The organism is Pseudomonas sp. F01002, from assembly GCF_004402115.1.
Lineage (GTDB): Bacteria > Pseudomonadota > Gammaproteobacteria > Pseudomonadales > Pseudomonadaceae > Aquipseudomonas > Aquipseudomonas frigoris.
Map to the genome: position 1 here is coordinate 96,783 of NZ_SOPU01000014.1, position 14,125 is coordinate 110,907.

At 58.4% G+C, this 14,125-nt stretch carries 16 protein-coding genes; 13 read left to right on the forward strand and 3 right to left on the reverse strand.

What is annotated here, in order from left to right; translation table 11 throughout:
- Positions 1-103 precede the first annotated feature (103 nt).
- A complete protein-coding gene (locus tag E3W21_RS08725; protein WP_134419105.1) occupies positions 104-1,768 on the reverse strand; it encodes an electron transfer flavoprotein-ubiquinone oxidoreductase in 1,665 nt (554 codons plus the stop codon).
- 549 nt (positions 1,769-2,317) lie between these two features.
- Between E3W21_RS08725 and E3W21_RS08730 the strand changes: the two genes are divergently transcribed.
- The 10 genes from E3W21_RS08730 (at position 2,318) to E3W21_RS08775 (ending at position 11,807) form a co-directional block, all read left to right on the forward strand.
- Positions 2,318-3,067, forward strand: coding sequence for an electron transfer flavoprotein subunit beta/FixA family protein (locus E3W21_RS08730; RefSeq protein WP_056745417.1), 750 nt, complete (start codon positions 2,318-2,320; stop codon positions 3,065-3,067).
- A gap of 2 nt (positions 3,068-3,069) precedes the next feature.
- Positions 3,070-3,999 carry an electron transfer flavoprotein subunit alpha/FixB family protein gene (locus E3W21_RS08735; RefSeq protein ID WP_123364825.1) on the forward strand — a complete coding sequence of 310 codons (930 nt, stop codon included), beginning with the start codon at positions 3,070-3,072 and terminating at the stop codon, positions 3,997-3,999.
- A gap of 81 nt (positions 4,000-4,080) precedes the next feature.
- Positions 4,081-4,917 (forward strand): ABC transporter substrate-binding protein, encoded by an 837-nt coding sequence (locus E3W21_RS08740; protein ID WP_129437392.1) that lies wholly within the window; start codon positions 4,081-4,083, stop codon positions 4,915-4,917.
- Between the two features lie 9 nt (positions 4,918-4,926).
- The gene (locus tag E3W21_RS08745; protein WP_134419106.1) at positions 4,927-5,283 is read left to right on the forward strand and encodes a DUF4398 domain-containing protein; all 357 of its coding nucleotides are present in this window, start codon (positions 4,927-4,929) and stop codon (positions 5,281-5,283) included.
- Positions 5,280-6,092, forward strand: a complete 813-nt coding sequence (locus E3W21_RS08750; RefSeq protein ID WP_123364827.1) for an OmpA family protein — start codon at positions 5,280-5,282, stop codon at positions 6,090-6,092. The genes E3W21_RS08745 and E3W21_RS08750 overlap by 4 nt, the downstream gene beginning before the upstream one ends.
- Positions 6,093-6,367: 275 nt before the next feature.
- Positions 6,368-7,807 (forward strand): PLP-dependent aminotransferase family protein, encoded by a 1,440-nt coding sequence (locus E3W21_RS08755; protein WP_008146981.1) that lies wholly within the window; start codon positions 6,368-6,370, stop codon positions 7,805-7,807.
- An 88-nt stretch (positions 7,808-7,895) separates the two neighbouring features.
- Entirely contained in the window at positions 7,896-8,363 is a 468-nt protein-coding gene (locus E3W21_RS08760; protein WP_134419204.1) for a translation initiation factor 2, read from the forward strand.
- Between the two features lie 163 nt (positions 8,364-8,526).
- Positions 8,527-8,781, forward strand: a complete 255-nt coding sequence (locus E3W21_RS08765) for a YkgJ family cysteine cluster protein (RefSeq protein WP_129437386.1) — start codon at positions 8,527-8,529, stop codon at positions 8,779-8,781.
- Positions 8,782-8,822: 41 nt separating this feature from the next.
- Positions 8,823-9,428 carry an START domain-containing protein gene (locus E3W21_RS08770; protein WP_129437384.1) on the forward strand — a complete coding sequence of 202 codons (606 nt, stop codon included), beginning with the start codon at positions 8,823-8,825 and terminating at the stop codon, positions 9,426-9,428.
- A gap of 285 nt (positions 9,429-9,713) precedes the next feature.
- Entirely contained in the window at positions 9,714-11,807 is a 2,094-nt protein-coding gene (locus E3W21_RS08775) for an LTA synthase family protein (RefSeq protein ID WP_134419107.1), read from the forward strand.
- Positions 11,808-11,869: 62 nt separating this feature from the next.
- Here the strand turns inward: E3W21_RS08775 and E3W21_RS08780 are convergent, their stop codons facing one another.
- Positions 11,870-12,028 carry a DUF3309 family protein gene (locus E3W21_RS08780; RefSeq protein WP_172901242.1) on the reverse strand — a complete coding sequence of 53 codons (159 nt, stop codon included), beginning with the start codon at positions 12,026-12,028 and terminating at the stop codon, positions 11,870-11,872.
- Positions 12,029-12,308: 280 nt separating this feature from the next.
- Between E3W21_RS08780 and E3W21_RS08785 the strand changes: the two genes are divergently transcribed.
- The 3 genes from E3W21_RS08785 (at position 12,309) to csrA (ending at position 13,861) form a co-directional block, all read left to right on the forward strand.
- Positions 12,309-13,124 (forward strand): SDR family oxidoreductase, encoded by an 816-nt coding sequence (locus E3W21_RS08785; RefSeq protein ID WP_134419108.1) that lies wholly within the window; start codon positions 12,309-12,311, stop codon positions 13,122-13,124.
- Between the two features lie 65 nt (positions 13,125-13,189).
- Positions 13,190-13,522 (forward strand): YnfA family protein, encoded by a 333-nt coding sequence (locus tag E3W21_RS08790; protein ID WP_134419109.1) that lies wholly within the window; start codon positions 13,190-13,192, stop codon positions 13,520-13,522.
- 153 nt (positions 13,523-13,675) lie between these two features.
- Positions 13,676-13,861, forward strand: coding sequence for a carbon storage regulator CsrA (csrA, locus tag E3W21_RS08795; protein WP_129437377.1), 186 nt, complete (start codon positions 13,676-13,678; stop codon positions 13,859-13,861).
- A gap of 4 nt (positions 13,862-13,865) precedes the next feature.
- On the opposite strand, the gene E3W21_RS08800 is transcribed toward csrA, so the two are convergent.
- The gene (locus E3W21_RS08800; RefSeq protein WP_003199186.1) at positions 13,866-14,093 is read right to left on the reverse strand and encodes a YheU family protein; all 228 of its coding nucleotides are present in this window, start codon (positions 14,091-14,093) and stop codon (positions 13,866-13,868) included.
- Between the last annotated feature and the right edge of the window lie 32 nt (positions 14,094-14,125).

Genomic DNA, 14,125 nt, shown 5'->3' on the forward strand with positions numbered 1-14,125 from the left:
GCCGCCCGGACCAAGCTCGCTCCCACATTGGTTTGTGGTGTGGCTTGAATCGCAGGCAACAAAAAGGCCCCCGTTCGGGAGCCTTGATGTTCAGCCATTCGACTTACATGTTCGGGTAAGTCGGGCCACCAGAGCCTTCCGGCGCCACCCAGGTAATGTTCTGTGCAGGGTCCTTGATGTCGCAGGTCTTGCAGTGAACGCAGTTCTGGGCGTTGATCTGGAAGCGCTTCTCACCGTCTTCCATGGTCACCACTTCGTACACGCCGGCCGGGCAGTAACGCTGGGCAGGCTCATCGTAGAGCGGCAGGTTCTTGGCGATCGGGATGCTCGGGTCGGTCAGCTTCAGGTGGCACGGCTGCTCTTCTTCATGGTTGGTACCCGAGATGAACACCGAGCTGAGTTTGTCGAAGCTGATCTTGCCGTCCGGTTTCGGGTAGTCGATCTTCTTGCAGTCGGCCGCAAGCTTGAGGCAAGCGTAATCCGGCTTGGTGTCGTGCAAGGTGAACGGCAGTTTGCCGCCGAAGATGTTCTGGTCGAGCCAGTTGAAACCGCCGCCGACGATGGCGCCGAACTTGTGGATCGCCGGGCCGAAGTTGCGGCTGGCGAACAGTTCGTCGTAGAGCCAGCTCTTCTTGAACGCGTCGACGTAAGTGGTCAGCTCTTCGGTGCCGTCTTTTTCAGCGAACAGCGCTTCGGCCACGGATTCAGCGGCGAGCATGCCGGACTTCATCGCGGTGTGGCTGCCTTTGATCTTGGCGAAGTTCAGGGTGCCGAGGTCGCAACCGATCAGCGCGCCGCCCTTGAAGACCATTTTCGGCAGTGAGTTCAGGCCGCCTTTGCTGATGGCGCGAGCGCCGTAGCTGATGCGCTTGCCGCCTTCCAGGTACTGCTTGAGCACCGGGTGATGCTTGAGGCGCTGGAACTCGTCGAACGGCGACAGGTAAGTGTTGCTGTAAGACAGGTCGACGATCAGACCGACTACGACCTGGTTGTTTTCCAGGTGATAGAGGAACGAGCCACCGGTGTTCTCGGTGCCCATGATGTCCAGCGGCCAACCGGCGGTGTGGACCACCAGGCCTGGTTGATGCTTGGCCGGGTCGATTTCCCAGATTTCTTTCAGGCCGATGCCGTAGTGCTGTGCGTCGGTATCGCTGTCGAGGTTGAAGCGCTTGATCAGTTGCTTGCCGATGTGGCCGCGGCAACCTTCGGCGAAGAGCGTGTACTTGCCACGCAGTTCCATGCCCGGGGTGTACAGGCCTTCTTTCGGATGGCCTTCGCGGTCAACGCCCAGATCGCCGGTGATAATCCCGCGGACCACGCCGTTCTCGTCGAACAGCGCTTCCTGAGCGGCGAAGCCTGGGTAGATTTCCACGCCCAGGTTCTCGGCCTGCTGAGCCAGCCAGCGGCACAGGTTGCCCAGGGAAATGATGTAGTTGCCTTCGTTGTGCATGGTCTTGGGCACAAAGAGGTCAGGAATCTTCTGCGCACTGTCGGCGTTCTTGAGAACGAAGATGTCATCGCGAGTGACCGGCGTGTTCAGCGGCGCGCCGAGTTCTTTCCAGTCCGGGAACAATTCGTTCAGGGCGCGTGGTTCGAACACGGCGCCGGACAGGATGTGAGCACCGACTTCGGAGCCTTTTTCGACCACGCAGACGCTGATTTCCTTACCGGCTTCAGCGGCCTTCTGCTTCAAGCGGCAGGCGGCGGAAAGACCAGCGGGGCCGGCACCGACGATGACCACGTCGAATTCCATGTATTCGCGTTCCACAGGTTATCTCCTACTCAAGGCTCAACAGTTTTTTTTCTAATTGGAGGTTTGGTGTCGCATCCATGAATCCCTGCGCAATGCAGGAAGAGGACAATCGATGAGCCACCTTTCTCTCTAAGGTGGCGCATTATATCTACACCACTCCTAGCGTCCAATACAAACGTTTGTTTGAATCGGCTCAAAGCCAGAGAAATCAAAGTCACGCGGCTTATGACTGGCCATTTTGCCGTATTGACCGGAATAGGTGTTCCGGTCAATATACGGTCGGTTTTGCGCTCGCCGTAGGCTGACTGTTGGTATCAAGAGCACCTCTAAAGACAGGGCGATGGCAGTACAAGGTGATGCGCAGCGCAGGTTCTGGCGCGCAGTTTACACGCCGCGATAATGAATGACTCGTCAGTCACCACTGACGAACGGTCATCTTCATCGTGAGCGCTTGTCACTTGACACCTTTACCAGCGTTTTTAGAGGTGCCCTTGCGCCGATGAGCATCAAACCGCCAGGTTCGCCTAGGCGACTTTCTTTTCACCGGAGAGTAACGAGGAATCCATGAAGGTTCTTGTAGCTGTCAAACGCGTTGTGGATTACAACGTCAAGGTTCGCGTCAAGGCGGACAATTCCGGCGTCGACCTCGCCAACGTCAAGATGTCGATGAACCCGTTCTGCGAAATCGCAGTGGAAGAAGCCGTACGCCTGAAAGAGAAAGGTGTTGCGACTGAAATCGTCGTCGTCTCCATCGGCCCGTCCACCGCTCAAGAGCAACTGCGCACCGCGCTGGCTCTGGGTGCCGACCGCGCCATCCTCGTCGAATCCGCTGAAGACCTGACTTCGCTGGCCGTTGCCAAGCTGCTCAAGGCTGTTGTCGACAAGGAACAGCCTCAGCTGGTGATCCTTGGCAAACAAGCCATCGACAGCGACAACAACCAGACGGGCCAGATGCTCGCGGCATTGAGCGGCTACGGTCAGGGCACGTTCGCGTCCAAAGTCGAAATCAGCGGCGACACGGTTGCCGTGACTCGCGAAGTCGACGGCGGCGCGCAGACGGTTTCCCTGAAACTGCCGGCCATCGTCACCACCGACCTGCGTTTGAACGAGCCGCGCTACGCGTCCCTGCCAAACATCATGAAAGCCAAGAAGAAGCCTCTCGAAGTGCTGACTCCGGACGCTTTGGGCGTTTCCACCGCCTCCACCAACAAGACCGTGAAAGTCGAAGCGCCAGCTGCACGCAGCGCGGGTATCAAGGTCAAGTCGGTGGCTGAACTGGTCGAGAAACTGAAAAACGAAGCGAAGGTAATCTAATCATGACTATCTTGGTAATCGCAGAACACGACAACAAAGTGCTGGCCCCGGCCACGCTGAACACCGTGGCTGCCGCCGTTAAAATCGGTGGTGACATCCACGTTCTGGTTGCAGGTCAGGGCGCTGGCGCCGTGGCTGAAGCCGCTGCGAAAATCGCTGGCGTGGCTAAAGTGCTGGTGGCCGATAACGCCGCCTACACTCACCAACTGCCGGAAAACGTTGCTCCTCTGGTTGCCGAGTTGGGCAAGGGCTACAGCCACATCCTGGCTGCTGCCACGTCCAACGGCAAAAACATCCTGCCGCGCGTTGCCGCTCAGTTGGACGTTGACCAGATATCCGAGATCATCTCGGTCGAAAGCGCTGATACTTTCAAGCGCCCGATCTACGCCGGTAACGCCATTGCAACCGTTCAATCGAACGCTGCGGTCAAAGTGATCACCGTGCGTGCTACCGGTTTCGATCCGGTGGCGGCTGAAGGTGGTTCGGCGGCTGTTGAAGCCGTTGCAGCTGCTCACGATGCGGGTATTTCCAGCTTCGTCGGCGAAGAACTGGCCAAGTCCGATCGTCCGGAACTGACCGCTGCCAAGATCGTCGTTTCCGGCGGCCGCGGCATGCAGAACGGCGACAACTTCAAACACCTGTACGCCCTGGCTGACAAGCTGGGCGCTGCCGTCGGTGCTTCCCGCGCCGCGGTCGACGCCGGTTTCGTACCCAACGACATGCAGGTCGGTCAGACCGGCAAGATCGTTGCTCCACAGCTGTACATCGCCGTCGGTATCTCCGGCGCGATCCAGCACTTGGCCGGCATGAAAGACTCCAAAGTGATCGTCGCGATCAACAAGGACGAAGAAGCGCCGATCTTCCAGGTGGCCGATTACGGCCTGGTGGCAGACCTGTTCGAAGCCATCCCTGAGTTCGAGAAGCTGGTCTAATCCAGCGGCCTGACTTATAAAGAGCCCGACCTTTTGGTCGGGCTTTTTTTTTGTTCCGGATTTGAGTGGGAGAGTGTCGCCATGGATCTGCGCCGCGTTTACGGCTGGTCTTTGCTAATGGGGCTGACGGTGTTGCCGGCGCTGTCCGTCGCCGCGGGCAAGTGCGAACGCCTGGTGGTGACCGGCAGCCCGGACGCGCCACCGTACCTGTGGCAAGACCCGCAAAACCCCAAGCACCTGATCGGTGCCAGTGCTGACCTGTTGCAGCAAGTGGCGGGGGAGCTGGGGATCAAGGTCGAACTGCTTTACGCCGGCAAACGCTCTCAGGCTCTGGACGAAGTGCGCAGTGGGCGCATGGACATGCTGGCGGATGCGTCATTGACGGTCAGTGAGCTGGACACTCTGGATTACATTCATCCTCCGTTACTGGAAAACGATTACCTGGTCTGGACCCGCAAAGACTCGACGCTGGTCTACAACGAAGCGCAGGACCTTCACGGTCATCCCGGCGCATTGTCGGAAAAGTCTCGTATGACCCCGGCATTTGGCGTATTCGCCGAGCAGCAATTGACCCTCGCCCGTACGCCTAACCTGACCCAGGCCTTTCAGAAATTGCTGCTGGGAGAGGTGGAATTTGTCCTTGCCGGACGCTACTCGGGCATGGCGGCTGCGCAGACACTTAACCTGGCCAACGACCTGATCGCCCGTCCACAACCGATCGACAAACCCGGCCTGTTCCTCGCGGTTTCCCACAACTCCGCCTGCAACGATCCGTGGTTGCGCGGACAGCTGGCCAAAAAGATGACAGAATTGCCCGCGTCCGGACTGACGGAAGCCGTGCTGCAACGCAATATCGAGCGCTGGAAGGCGCAGCTCTCACAACCGCAGCAACAACCTGTCAGTACCCCAAAACAGTAGGGATTTTTAGTGAGTATTCGACCTCTTTTCGCTGCCCTGGCCGTTCTGGCTCTGGCGGGTTGTGCAGCCGATCCGGCGCCGAATGAACAAATGCGCCTGACCGAACAGGCACTCGAACAGGCCAAGGCCGTGGGCGCCACCGCCGCCGACGTGCCGGAAATGAAACTGGCCGAAGACAAGTTCAACCGCGCCAAGGGCAGCATGAACGACCAATCCTTCAAGAACGCGCGCATGCGGGCCGAGCAGGCCGAGCTGGACGCACGTCTGGCCGAAGCCCAGGTTCTGACCCTCAAGAGCGAGGAGCAGTTGAACGTGCTCAATACCCGCATCACTCGCCTGCGCAAGCAACTGGGAGATGCCCAATGAGCCTCAAGACCAAAGCCCTGGGCGGTTTGATCCTGGCAGGCTGCGCCAGCCTCTATGGTTGTGCCGGTCAGCACAGCGAGGCCGCGTTGCAGCAGGCCAGTACTGACTTCCAGAAGGTCAAGGAAGATTCCAACGTGCTGCGAATCGCGCCCAAGGACGTGATTCGCGCCGGTGAGTCGCTGGCCCGTGCCGATCGTCTGTCCAGCTATTGGGGCAGTGGATCGGACGTGCTGCATTACGCTTACCTGAGTGAGCGCTACAGCGAAATCGCGCGCGAACACACCAATCAGGTGCTCAACGAAGAACGTGCGGCGAAGCTCGAACTGGAGCGTCAGCGCCTGCAACTGGCCCTGCGCGAATCCAAACTGCTCAGCGTGCAGCAGCAGGGCAAGTGGCTCGAAGAACAGATTGTCGCGCTGGCGACCACCCAGACCGACCGTGGCCTGGTGATGACCTTGGGCGACGTGTTGTTCGACACGGGCGAAGCGGAGTTGAAAAACTCGGCGAACCGCGTGGTGTTGAAGATCGTGCAGTTCCTGCAGCTCAACCCCAAGCGCGTGGTGCGCATCGAAGGCTACGCCGACAGTACCGGCGGCAAGCAGGAAAACCTCAAGCTGTCCCGTGACCGTGCGCAATCGGTGGCGGACGTGCTGATGGATTTGGGCATCGACGATAAACGTATTCAGGTTGAAGGCTACGGTGATGAGTATCCGGTCGACGTGAACGCCTCCGAGCGGGGACGTGCACAGAACCGTCGGGTAGAAATTGTGTTCTCTGACGAAAAAGGCCAGCTCGGCGCTGCCCGGTAGGAGCTGGCGGAGCCTGCGATCTTTTGATCTTGCTCTTGATATTCAAGTGGGCCTGGAAAGATCGCAGCCTCGTTTCACTCGACAGCACCTACAACCCGGCCTGCCAGTCAGCGCCGGTTTTTTTTTGGCTGCCAATTGGTTCGCAAAGCAGTACAGTTTTTGCTGACACTGCACTGTACGGTCGACTATTGTGGCAACTGTCCCCGTACACTTCTAAACTGTTCCGGTATTGTTTCACACAAGAATAAAATGCCCGTGAAATCGAGTGCTGCGTCATGACCAATCTCTTGCTCTACCAACGTATTGCTCAACAACTGGCCGAAGACATCCGCCGTGGCGTCTATCAACCGGGGGAGCGCGTGCCTTCGGTGCGCAAGATGAGCTCGCAGCTCAACGTCAGCCATGCGACGGTGTTGCAGGCGTACGCCAACCTCGAGGATCAGGGGCTGATCCGCGCCCGGCCGCAGTCCGGTTACTACGTGCACCAGACTCCGGCCCTGACCGCACCGACACCGGACATCGCCCGGGTCGAGCGTCCAGGTCTGGTCACTCGCAGCAGCATCATCCAACAAGTCCTGGTCGAATCCCGCCGCGAGGGTGTGTTTCCCTTGGGCGCGGCGGTACCGAGCGTTGATTATCTGCCGGTGCGGGCGCTGCATCAGCAACTGGCCAAAGTCACCCGTTTCCATAGCCCGCGGGCGTTCAGCTACATGTTCAGCCCGGGTTTCGAACCATTGCGCCGACAAGTGGCGATCCGCATGCGCGATGCCGGCGTGGTGGTCGATCCGTCGGAAGTGGTAATTACCCACGGCTGCGTCGATGCGTTGCAAATGTCCCTGCGAGTGCTGACCCGCCCGGGCGACCTGATCGCCGCCGAATCGCCGACCTACTACGGTTTGCTGCAACTGGCCGACCTGCTGGGCCTCAAGGTCATCGAGATCCCGAGCGATCCTGCCACCGGTATGAGCCTTGAAGCCCTGCAACTGGCGGCCAACCAGTGGTCGATCAAGGCGCTGGTGCTGACCACTCGTCTGAGCAATCCATTGGGCGGCACCATGCCCGAAGAGCGGCAGAAGCAACTGCTGCGCCTGGCCTCGGATTTCGATATCCAGATTGTCGAAGACGATATCTACGGCGAACTGATGTTCGAGCAGGGTCGCACCAAATCACTTAAAGCCTACGATCGGCTGGATCGGGTGATCTATTGCTCAAGCTTCTCCAAAACCCTGTCGCCGGGCGTGCGGATCGGCTGGATGATTGCCGGCAAGTACCAGCAGGAAATCCAGCGTTTGCAGACCTTCAGCACCCATTCGGCCTGCAGCGTCACGCAGATGGGCATCGCGGCGTACCTGGAGAACGGCGGCTACGACCGGCATTTGCGCTACATCCGTCAGGAGTACCGCAAGAACCTCAGCGCGTTCCAGCTGGCGGTGCAGCAATACTTCCCGGAAGGCACGCAAATGACCCGGCCGACCGGCGGCTTCATTCTGTGGGTCAGCCTGCCGGGGCGGGTTAACACGCAGGAGCTGCACGTTCGTGCGTTGCAGCAGGGCATCAGTATCGCGCCGGGGCTGATTTTCAGTAACACCGAGCAGTTCAATCACTGCATTCGGTTGAACTGCGGCACACCCTGGAATCGTGAAGCCGAGCGTGCGTTGATGACCCTGGGCATGCTCGCCACCCAGCTCTGCCAGGAGATGGTCGGCGGCTTTTGATGGGGCGGGCAGGTTATTCCTGCCCGAGCTTGTCATGTCGCGTGCAACAGGCGAGCATATGGCTCCTGCCGTTTGTACCGTTGGGTCCATGAAGCCGATTTTTCCCGCCGTCTGGCTATCTTTCTGCCTGCTGATGACCTTCCCGGCCGAAGGCATCTTGGCAGCTTCCATTACAGAAAAACCGGCAGCCAGCGCTACTTCGAAAAAACCTGCACCCACCAAGAAAGCCGCGCCGGTCAAAAAGAAAGCGGCCAAGGTGAAAAAGCGACCGCCGATTGCCTCCAAGTCCAAATCCGCCAGTGAGATCGTGAAAACCAAGCTTCCTTCGGCCGACCTGGATTTGAGCCTGCCCCAAGATATGGCCGAGGAGCTGAAACCGATCGGTACGGTACCGTTGCCCCGGCATGATGCAGTATTGCCGCAAATGTTTGGTGAGAAGGCTGGTCCGTTTCAGCTCAACGGAAGGCTGATCAGCAACGAAATGCAGTTGCAACTGCGCAACGAAGAGCGCCGTGAAGTTGAAGGCGCAGCCCTGGAATTCGAGTTCAAACGATAATTTCTTCCCGTCCGTGACCCTCTGGCCAGACGCTTTGTCGGAGACTGGTCAGTCACGCTCGTTTAAGCGAAAAAACCCGGGTCCAGACAATTTTAAACAAGCGTTTTAGCGGTTACTCTGTGCCACGTCCTTTAACACATCGCCCATCGAGGAGCTCGTCGTCATGAAATGCCGTGAAGGCTGTGGCGCCTGTTGCATTGCCCCTTCCATCAGTTCACCGATTCCCGGCATGCCCAATGGCAAACCCGCCGGAGAACGTTGCGTACAACTCTCTGTCGATAACCTGTGCGGCATTTTCGGCAAACCGGAACGTCCTGTAGTGTGTTCGGCGTTCGAAGCCGACATCGAAGTCTGCGGAAGCAGCAGTGACGAAGCGATCAAATTGCTGGGTTGGTGGGAGCAAATGACGGCGGCGTGATGTGTTCAACGAACGGATCTTCAACAATAAGGAATAAGACTATGGGTTCGCTGCAACGTATGGCTGTGCTGTGTGGTTTGACGGTAATGTTCGCCACCACGGCTGCTCAGGCCGAAGACTGGAAAGTCGCCAAGGAACAGGACGGCATCAAGATCTCCCTGAGCGAGGTGGCCGGCTCCGATTACAAGGCCTACCGTGGTGTCACGCTGATGAAGACCACCGTGGCCAAACTGCGCGCATTGCAGGAAGACGTGCCGGGGGCCTGTGCCTGGATTCACGAATGCAAGACCCAGAAATTGCTCAAACACGAAGGTGATCAGAGCTGGACCTACACCCAGTTCAATACCCCTTGGCCGGTCACCGAGCGTGATTCGGTGCTGCATGTGACCACCGTCGAGGGTGCCGATGGCAGCCTGACCCGTAAGCTTGAAGGTGTGCCGAAGTACATTCCTGAGGAAAAAGGCTTTGTGCGGGTGACCAAAGTCGACGGTTTCTGGAAGTTCGTGCCCAAGGGTGACCAGATTGAAGTGACCTATCAGGTGCACACCGAGCCGGGCGGTAGCATACCGTCGATGGTCGCCAACAAGTTCGTGGTCGATGCGCCCTTCAATACCTTGAAAGCCCTGAAAGAGCGCGCCGAGAAGTAACAGCGCTGCTCTTTTGATAAAACGCCCCGACTGGTTCGGGGCGTTTGCATTTTGTAGTAAAGACGCTGCTTTATTTTGTTTCCGAATATGCGTTGCACGAAATTTTCACAAAGCCTCCAAGACAATTCGCCCGCGCCAACATGCAGACAGTAATCAATGGCAATGCCGCGGGTGATCGTGCAACATTTGCGCACCGCGCAAGCCCCGGGGCCGAGAACTGGCCAACAGAGGGCAAGGCGCCGCTGTATTTTTGAAACTTCAACTTCCAATGGGTCCTAAAACGACATGGCAAACCCGGACGCCCTGAGTCAGCAGCGAGCTTCTAGTCGCCTGCTGCAACCGACCGTCAAATCGCATCTGGCCTACACGCTGCTGTGTGCCCTGGTCATGATGGTCATGTTCAGCCTGCTGCGCGTTGCGCTGCTGGTTTACAACCGCGAGATGATCCTCGACACCCCGGCCTCGACCTTTCTCGAAGCGTTCGCCAACGGTCTGCGTTTCGACCTGCGTCTGGTGGTCTACCTCAGCATTCCGTTGCTGCTGGCGCTGTTCAGCGCCCGGGCGATGGCCGCACGCGGATTCTTCCGGTTCTGGCTGACCATTGCCTCGAGCATCGCGCTGTTCCTCGGCCTGATGGAGATGGACTTTTACCGTGAGTTCCACCAGCGCCTCAACGGCCTGGTCTTCCAATATGTAAAGGAAGACCCGAAAACCGTGATGAGCATGCTCTGGTACGGTTTTCCGGTGGTTCGCTACCTGCTGGCCTGGGCCGTGGGCACGTTGATCCTGACCCTGGCGTTCAAGGGCGCCGACCGCGCCACCCGGCCTCGTGGCCCCTTCAGCGGCGGCAGCATCGGCACGCGCCAGATCGCCCCGTGGTATGCGCGCATCACGGTGTTCGTCGTCTGCCTGCTGGTTTGCGTGGTGGCCGCTCGTGGCACCCTGCGTCAGGGCCCGCCACTGCGTTGGGGTGACGTTTACACCACCAACTCGAACTTCGCCAACCAGTTGGGCCTCAACGGCACCTTGTCGCTGGTCGCCGCGGCCAAGAGCCGCATGTCCGAAGATCGCGACAACGTCTGGAAGGCCACATTGCCACAGCCTGAAGCGCAGAAAATCGTGCGTGACATGCTGGTGATGCCGGACGACAAACTGGTGGATGCCGAGACCGCCGCCGTGCGTCGCGATTACACGCCACCGGCCGACAAGACCCTGCCGATCAAGAACGTTGTCGTGATCCTGATGGAAAGCATGGCCGGTCACTCGGTGGGCGCCTTGGGTGCACCGGGCAACATCACGCCGTACCTGGACAAACTGTCGAAGGAAGGCCTGTTGTTCGACCGTTTCTTCTCCAACGGAACCCATACCCACCAGGGTATGTTCGCCACCATGGCCTGCTTCCCGAACCTGCCGGGTTTCGAATACCTGATGCAGACACCGGAAGGCAGCCACAAGTTGTCCGGCCTGCCGCAATTGCTCAGTGCCCGTGACTATGGAGACGTGTACGTCTACAACGGCGACTTCGCCTGGGATAACCAGTCGGGTTTCTTCAGCAACCAGGGCATGACCAACTTCATTGGTCGTAACGACTTCGTGAACCCGGTGTTCTCCGATCCGACCTGGGGCGTGTCCGACCAGGACATGTTCGACCGTGGTCTGGTCGAGCTCAAGGCGCGAGAAAACGGCAAGCCGTTCTATGCGTTGCTGCAAACCCTGTCCAACCACACGCCATACGCCTTGCCGACACCATTGCCGGTTGAGCGCGTGACCGATCGCGGTAGCCTGAACGAGCATTTGACTGCCATGCGCTACGCGGACTGGGCGCTGGGCCAGTTCTTTGAAAAGGCCCGCAAGGAGCCGTACTTCAAGGAAACCCTGTTTGTGATCGTCGGCGACCACGGTTTTGGCAACGAGCGCCAGATCACCGAAATGGACCTGGGCCGCTTCAACGTGCCGATGCTGATGATCGCACCGGGCATCCAGGAAAAGTTCGGCCAGCGTGACCATACCGTGGGCACGCAGATCGACATCGTGCCGACCATCATGGGCCGCATTGGTGGTGAAGTGCGTCATCAGTGCTGGGGGCGCGACCTGCTCAACCTGCCTGAAGGCGACACCGGTTTCGGCGTGATCAAGCCGTCGGGTAGCGAGCAGACCACCGCCATCATCACGGCAGATCAAATCCTGGTGCTGCCGAAAGAAAAGGAAATGGCGCCGAAGATGTACCAGTACGAACTGGGCGCGACACCTCACGCCGAGATCGTTCCGGATGCACCGCGTACCGCTGAGCTGAAGCTCAAGCTCGAAGCGTTCCTGCAAACGGCGACCAAGAGCCTGATCGACAACACCGCCGGTGTGGTTGACGGCAAGCCGGACTAAGTCTTGATGCAATAAAAAAAGAGGCCCTTGAAAAGGGCCTCTTTTTTTTGCCGGTTAAACCTTTATATCTTGCCGAGCAACAGCAGGATCAACAGCACCACCAACACGACGCCGATGATACCCGACGGGCCATAACCCCAACTTCTGGAGTGCGGGAACACTGGTAAACCACCAATCAGCAAGAGGATCAGGATTACGATAAGAATTGTGCCCATGTCTATTTCCTTGTTGGAAGTGTTCTGGAATTACCTGGCGTTTAATTGTCAGCCGGGAGGCTATAAAACCGGGCTGCTTACAAAATCCGACTGTCGCGCATGAAAGAAAATTCCAAGTTTTTTTAATGTTTTTCGAAGAAAGGCTTATTTCGTTTTTAATGAGTCTAGTTGGTTCAGGCCCTGCCACGGTTTGCTCGGGCCATTCAGCAATCTGATGGAGCGTGGGTCGGGCATTGTCCTTCGCTACACTCGATGCATCTTCCCCGGAACAACAAGGCTGTTTGCTATGCAAAATCGCATGATGATCACTGGCGCGGGCTCAGGCTTAGGTCGCGAAATCGCGCTGCGCTGGGCGCGTGAAGGCTGGCAGCTGGCCTTGTCGGATGTTAGCGAACCCGGTCTGCAAGAAACCCTGAAGCTGGTTCGCGAAGTCGGTGGCGACGGTTTTATCCAGCGTTGCGACGTGCGCGATTACAGCCAACTGACCGCCTTCGCCCAAGCCTGCGGAGAGAAACTCGGTGGCATCGATGTCATCGTCAACAACGCTGGCGTTGCCTCGGGCGGGTTCTTCAGTGAACTGTCCCTGGAAGACTGGGACTGGCAGATCGCGATCAACCTGATGGGCGTGGTCAAGGGCTGCAAGGCCTTCCTGCCGCTGCTGGAAAAAAGCAAAGGCAAGATCATCAACATCGCATCGATGGCCGCCCTGATGCAAGGCCCGGCCATGAGCAACTACAACGTGGCCAAGGCTGGCGTGGTGGCGTTGTCCGAAAGCCTGCTGGTCGAGCTGGCGCAGCAGGAAATCGGCGTGCATGTGGTGTGCCCGTCGTTCTTCCAGACCAACCTGCTGGACTCCTTCCGTGGCCCGACGCCGGCCATGAAAGCCCAGGTCGGCAAGTTGCTGGAAAGTTCGCCGATCACCGCAGCCGACATTGCCGATTACATCTATCAGCACGTCGCCGCCGGCGAATTCATGATCCTGCCTCACGAGCAGGGCCGCATGGCCTGGGCGCTCAAGCAGAAGAACCCGCAACTGCTCTACGACGAAATGACCGTCATGGCCGATAAAATGCGCGCCAAGGCCAAACAAACTGCAGGTTGAGCTTGCCCCCTACACAAAACCGTCGTTAGGGTGGCCGCCATCGGCCATCCTCACGAGACGTATGCATGCTCAATTACCTGTGGTTTTTTCTCGCCGCGCTGTTTGAAATCGCCGGCTGCTTTGCCTTCTGGATGTGGCTGCGCCAGGGCAAAAGCGCTTGGTGGGTCGTGCCCGCTCTGTTCAGTCTGACCTTGTTTGCGCTGCTGCTGACCCGCATCGAAGCGACCTACGCCGGTCGCGCTTATGCCGCTTACGGTGGCATCTACATCATCGCGTCGATCGGCTGGCTGGCGGTGGTCGAGCGGATTCGTCCGTTGGGCTCGGACTGGCTCGGCGTGGCGCTGTGTGTGATCGGGGCCACCGTCATCCTTTTCGGCCCGCGCTTCTCCGCTTCCTGAAGGATCGGTCCTTCATTCAATGGGTTTGTAGGACGTTTCCATAGGAGCTGTTCAGCGCGCGCTGTAGGGCGGGACTGATTTGCTGCTGTCGCATTGTAGGTCCGCTGAGTGCAGGGCATCTTCAGGGTTCGATAACCCTGAAGGACGAATGCCATGCTTGTACTCAGTCGCGTTGTGGGCGAGTTGATTTCCATCGGTGACAACATTTCCGTGCGCATTCTTGCCGTCAACGGCGGCAGTGTGCGCTTCGGTGTCGAAGCACCGCAAAACGTCAACGTGCACCGGGCCGAGGTCTACGACCGCATCCAGGTCAAACTGGCGAAAAATAAAGGACGCTGAGGCCTCAGTCGAACAGGTGCTTGGGCACATCGTGCTTGAGCATCAACTGGCATTGCTCGCTTTCCGGGTCGAAGACAATCAGTGCCTGGCCCTTGGTCAATGCCTGGCGAACACGCAGAACACGGGTTTCCAGCGGCGTATCATCGCCGTTGTCCGTACCGTCACGGGTCACGAAATCCTCGATCAGGCGGGTGAGGGTGTCGACTTCAAGTTGGTCGTGGGGGATCAGCATAGGCACCTCGGCTAAACAATGGCGCGATGCTA

Excerpts from the sequence above, each read along its gene's own strand:
- E3W21_RS08730 (WP_056745417.1), top strand. The coding sequence starts at position 2,318 with ATGAAGGTTCTTGTAGCTGTCAAACGCGTTGTGGATTACAACGTCAAG.
- E3W21_RS08735 (WP_123364825.1), top strand. The coding sequence starts at position 3,070 with ATGACTATCTTGGTAATCGCAGAACACGACAACAAAGTGCTGGCCCCG.
- E3W21_RS08740 (WP_129437392.1), top strand. The coding sequence starts at position 4,081 with ATGGATCTGCGCCGCGTTTACGGCTGGTCTTTGCTAATGGGGCTGACG.
- E3W21_RS08750 (WP_123364827.1), top strand. The coding sequence starts at position 5,280 with ATGAGCCTCAAGACCAAAGCCCTGGGCGGTTTGATCCTGGCAGGCTGC.
- E3W21_RS08755 (WP_008146981.1), top strand. The coding sequence starts at position 6,368 with ATGACCAATCTCTTGCTCTACCAACGTATTGCTCAACAACTGGCCGAA.
- E3W21_RS08760 (WP_134419204.1), top strand. The coding sequence starts at position 7,896 with ATGAAGCCGATTTTTCCCGCCGTCTGGCTATCTTTCTGCCTGCTGATG.
- E3W21_RS08765 (WP_129437386.1), top strand. The coding sequence starts at position 8,527 with ATGAAATGCCGTGAAGGCTGTGGCGCCTGTTGCATTGCCCCTTCCATC.
- E3W21_RS08770 (WP_129437384.1), top strand. The coding sequence starts at position 8,823 with ATGGGTTCGCTGCAACGTATGGCTGTGCTGTGTGGTTTGACGGTAATG.
- E3W21_RS08775 (WP_134419107.1), top strand. The coding sequence starts at position 9,714 with ATGGCAAACCCGGACGCCCTGAGTCAGCAGCGAGCTTCTAGTCGCCTG.
- E3W21_RS08785 (WP_134419108.1), top strand. The coding sequence starts at position 12,309 with ATGCAAAATCGCATGATGATCACTGGCGCGGGCTCAGGCTTAGGTCGC.
- E3W21_RS08790 (WP_134419109.1), top strand. The coding sequence starts at position 13,190 with ATGCTCAATTACCTGTGGTTTTTTCTCGCCGCGCTGTTTGAAATCGCC.
- csrA (WP_129437377.1), top strand. The coding sequence starts at position 13,676 with ATGCTTGTACTCAGTCGCGTTGTGGGCGAGTTGATTTCCATCGGTGAC.
- E3W21_RS08800 (WP_003199186.1), bottom strand. The coding sequence starts at position 14,093 with ATGCTGATCCCCCACGACCAACTTGAAGTCGACACCCTCACCCGCCTG.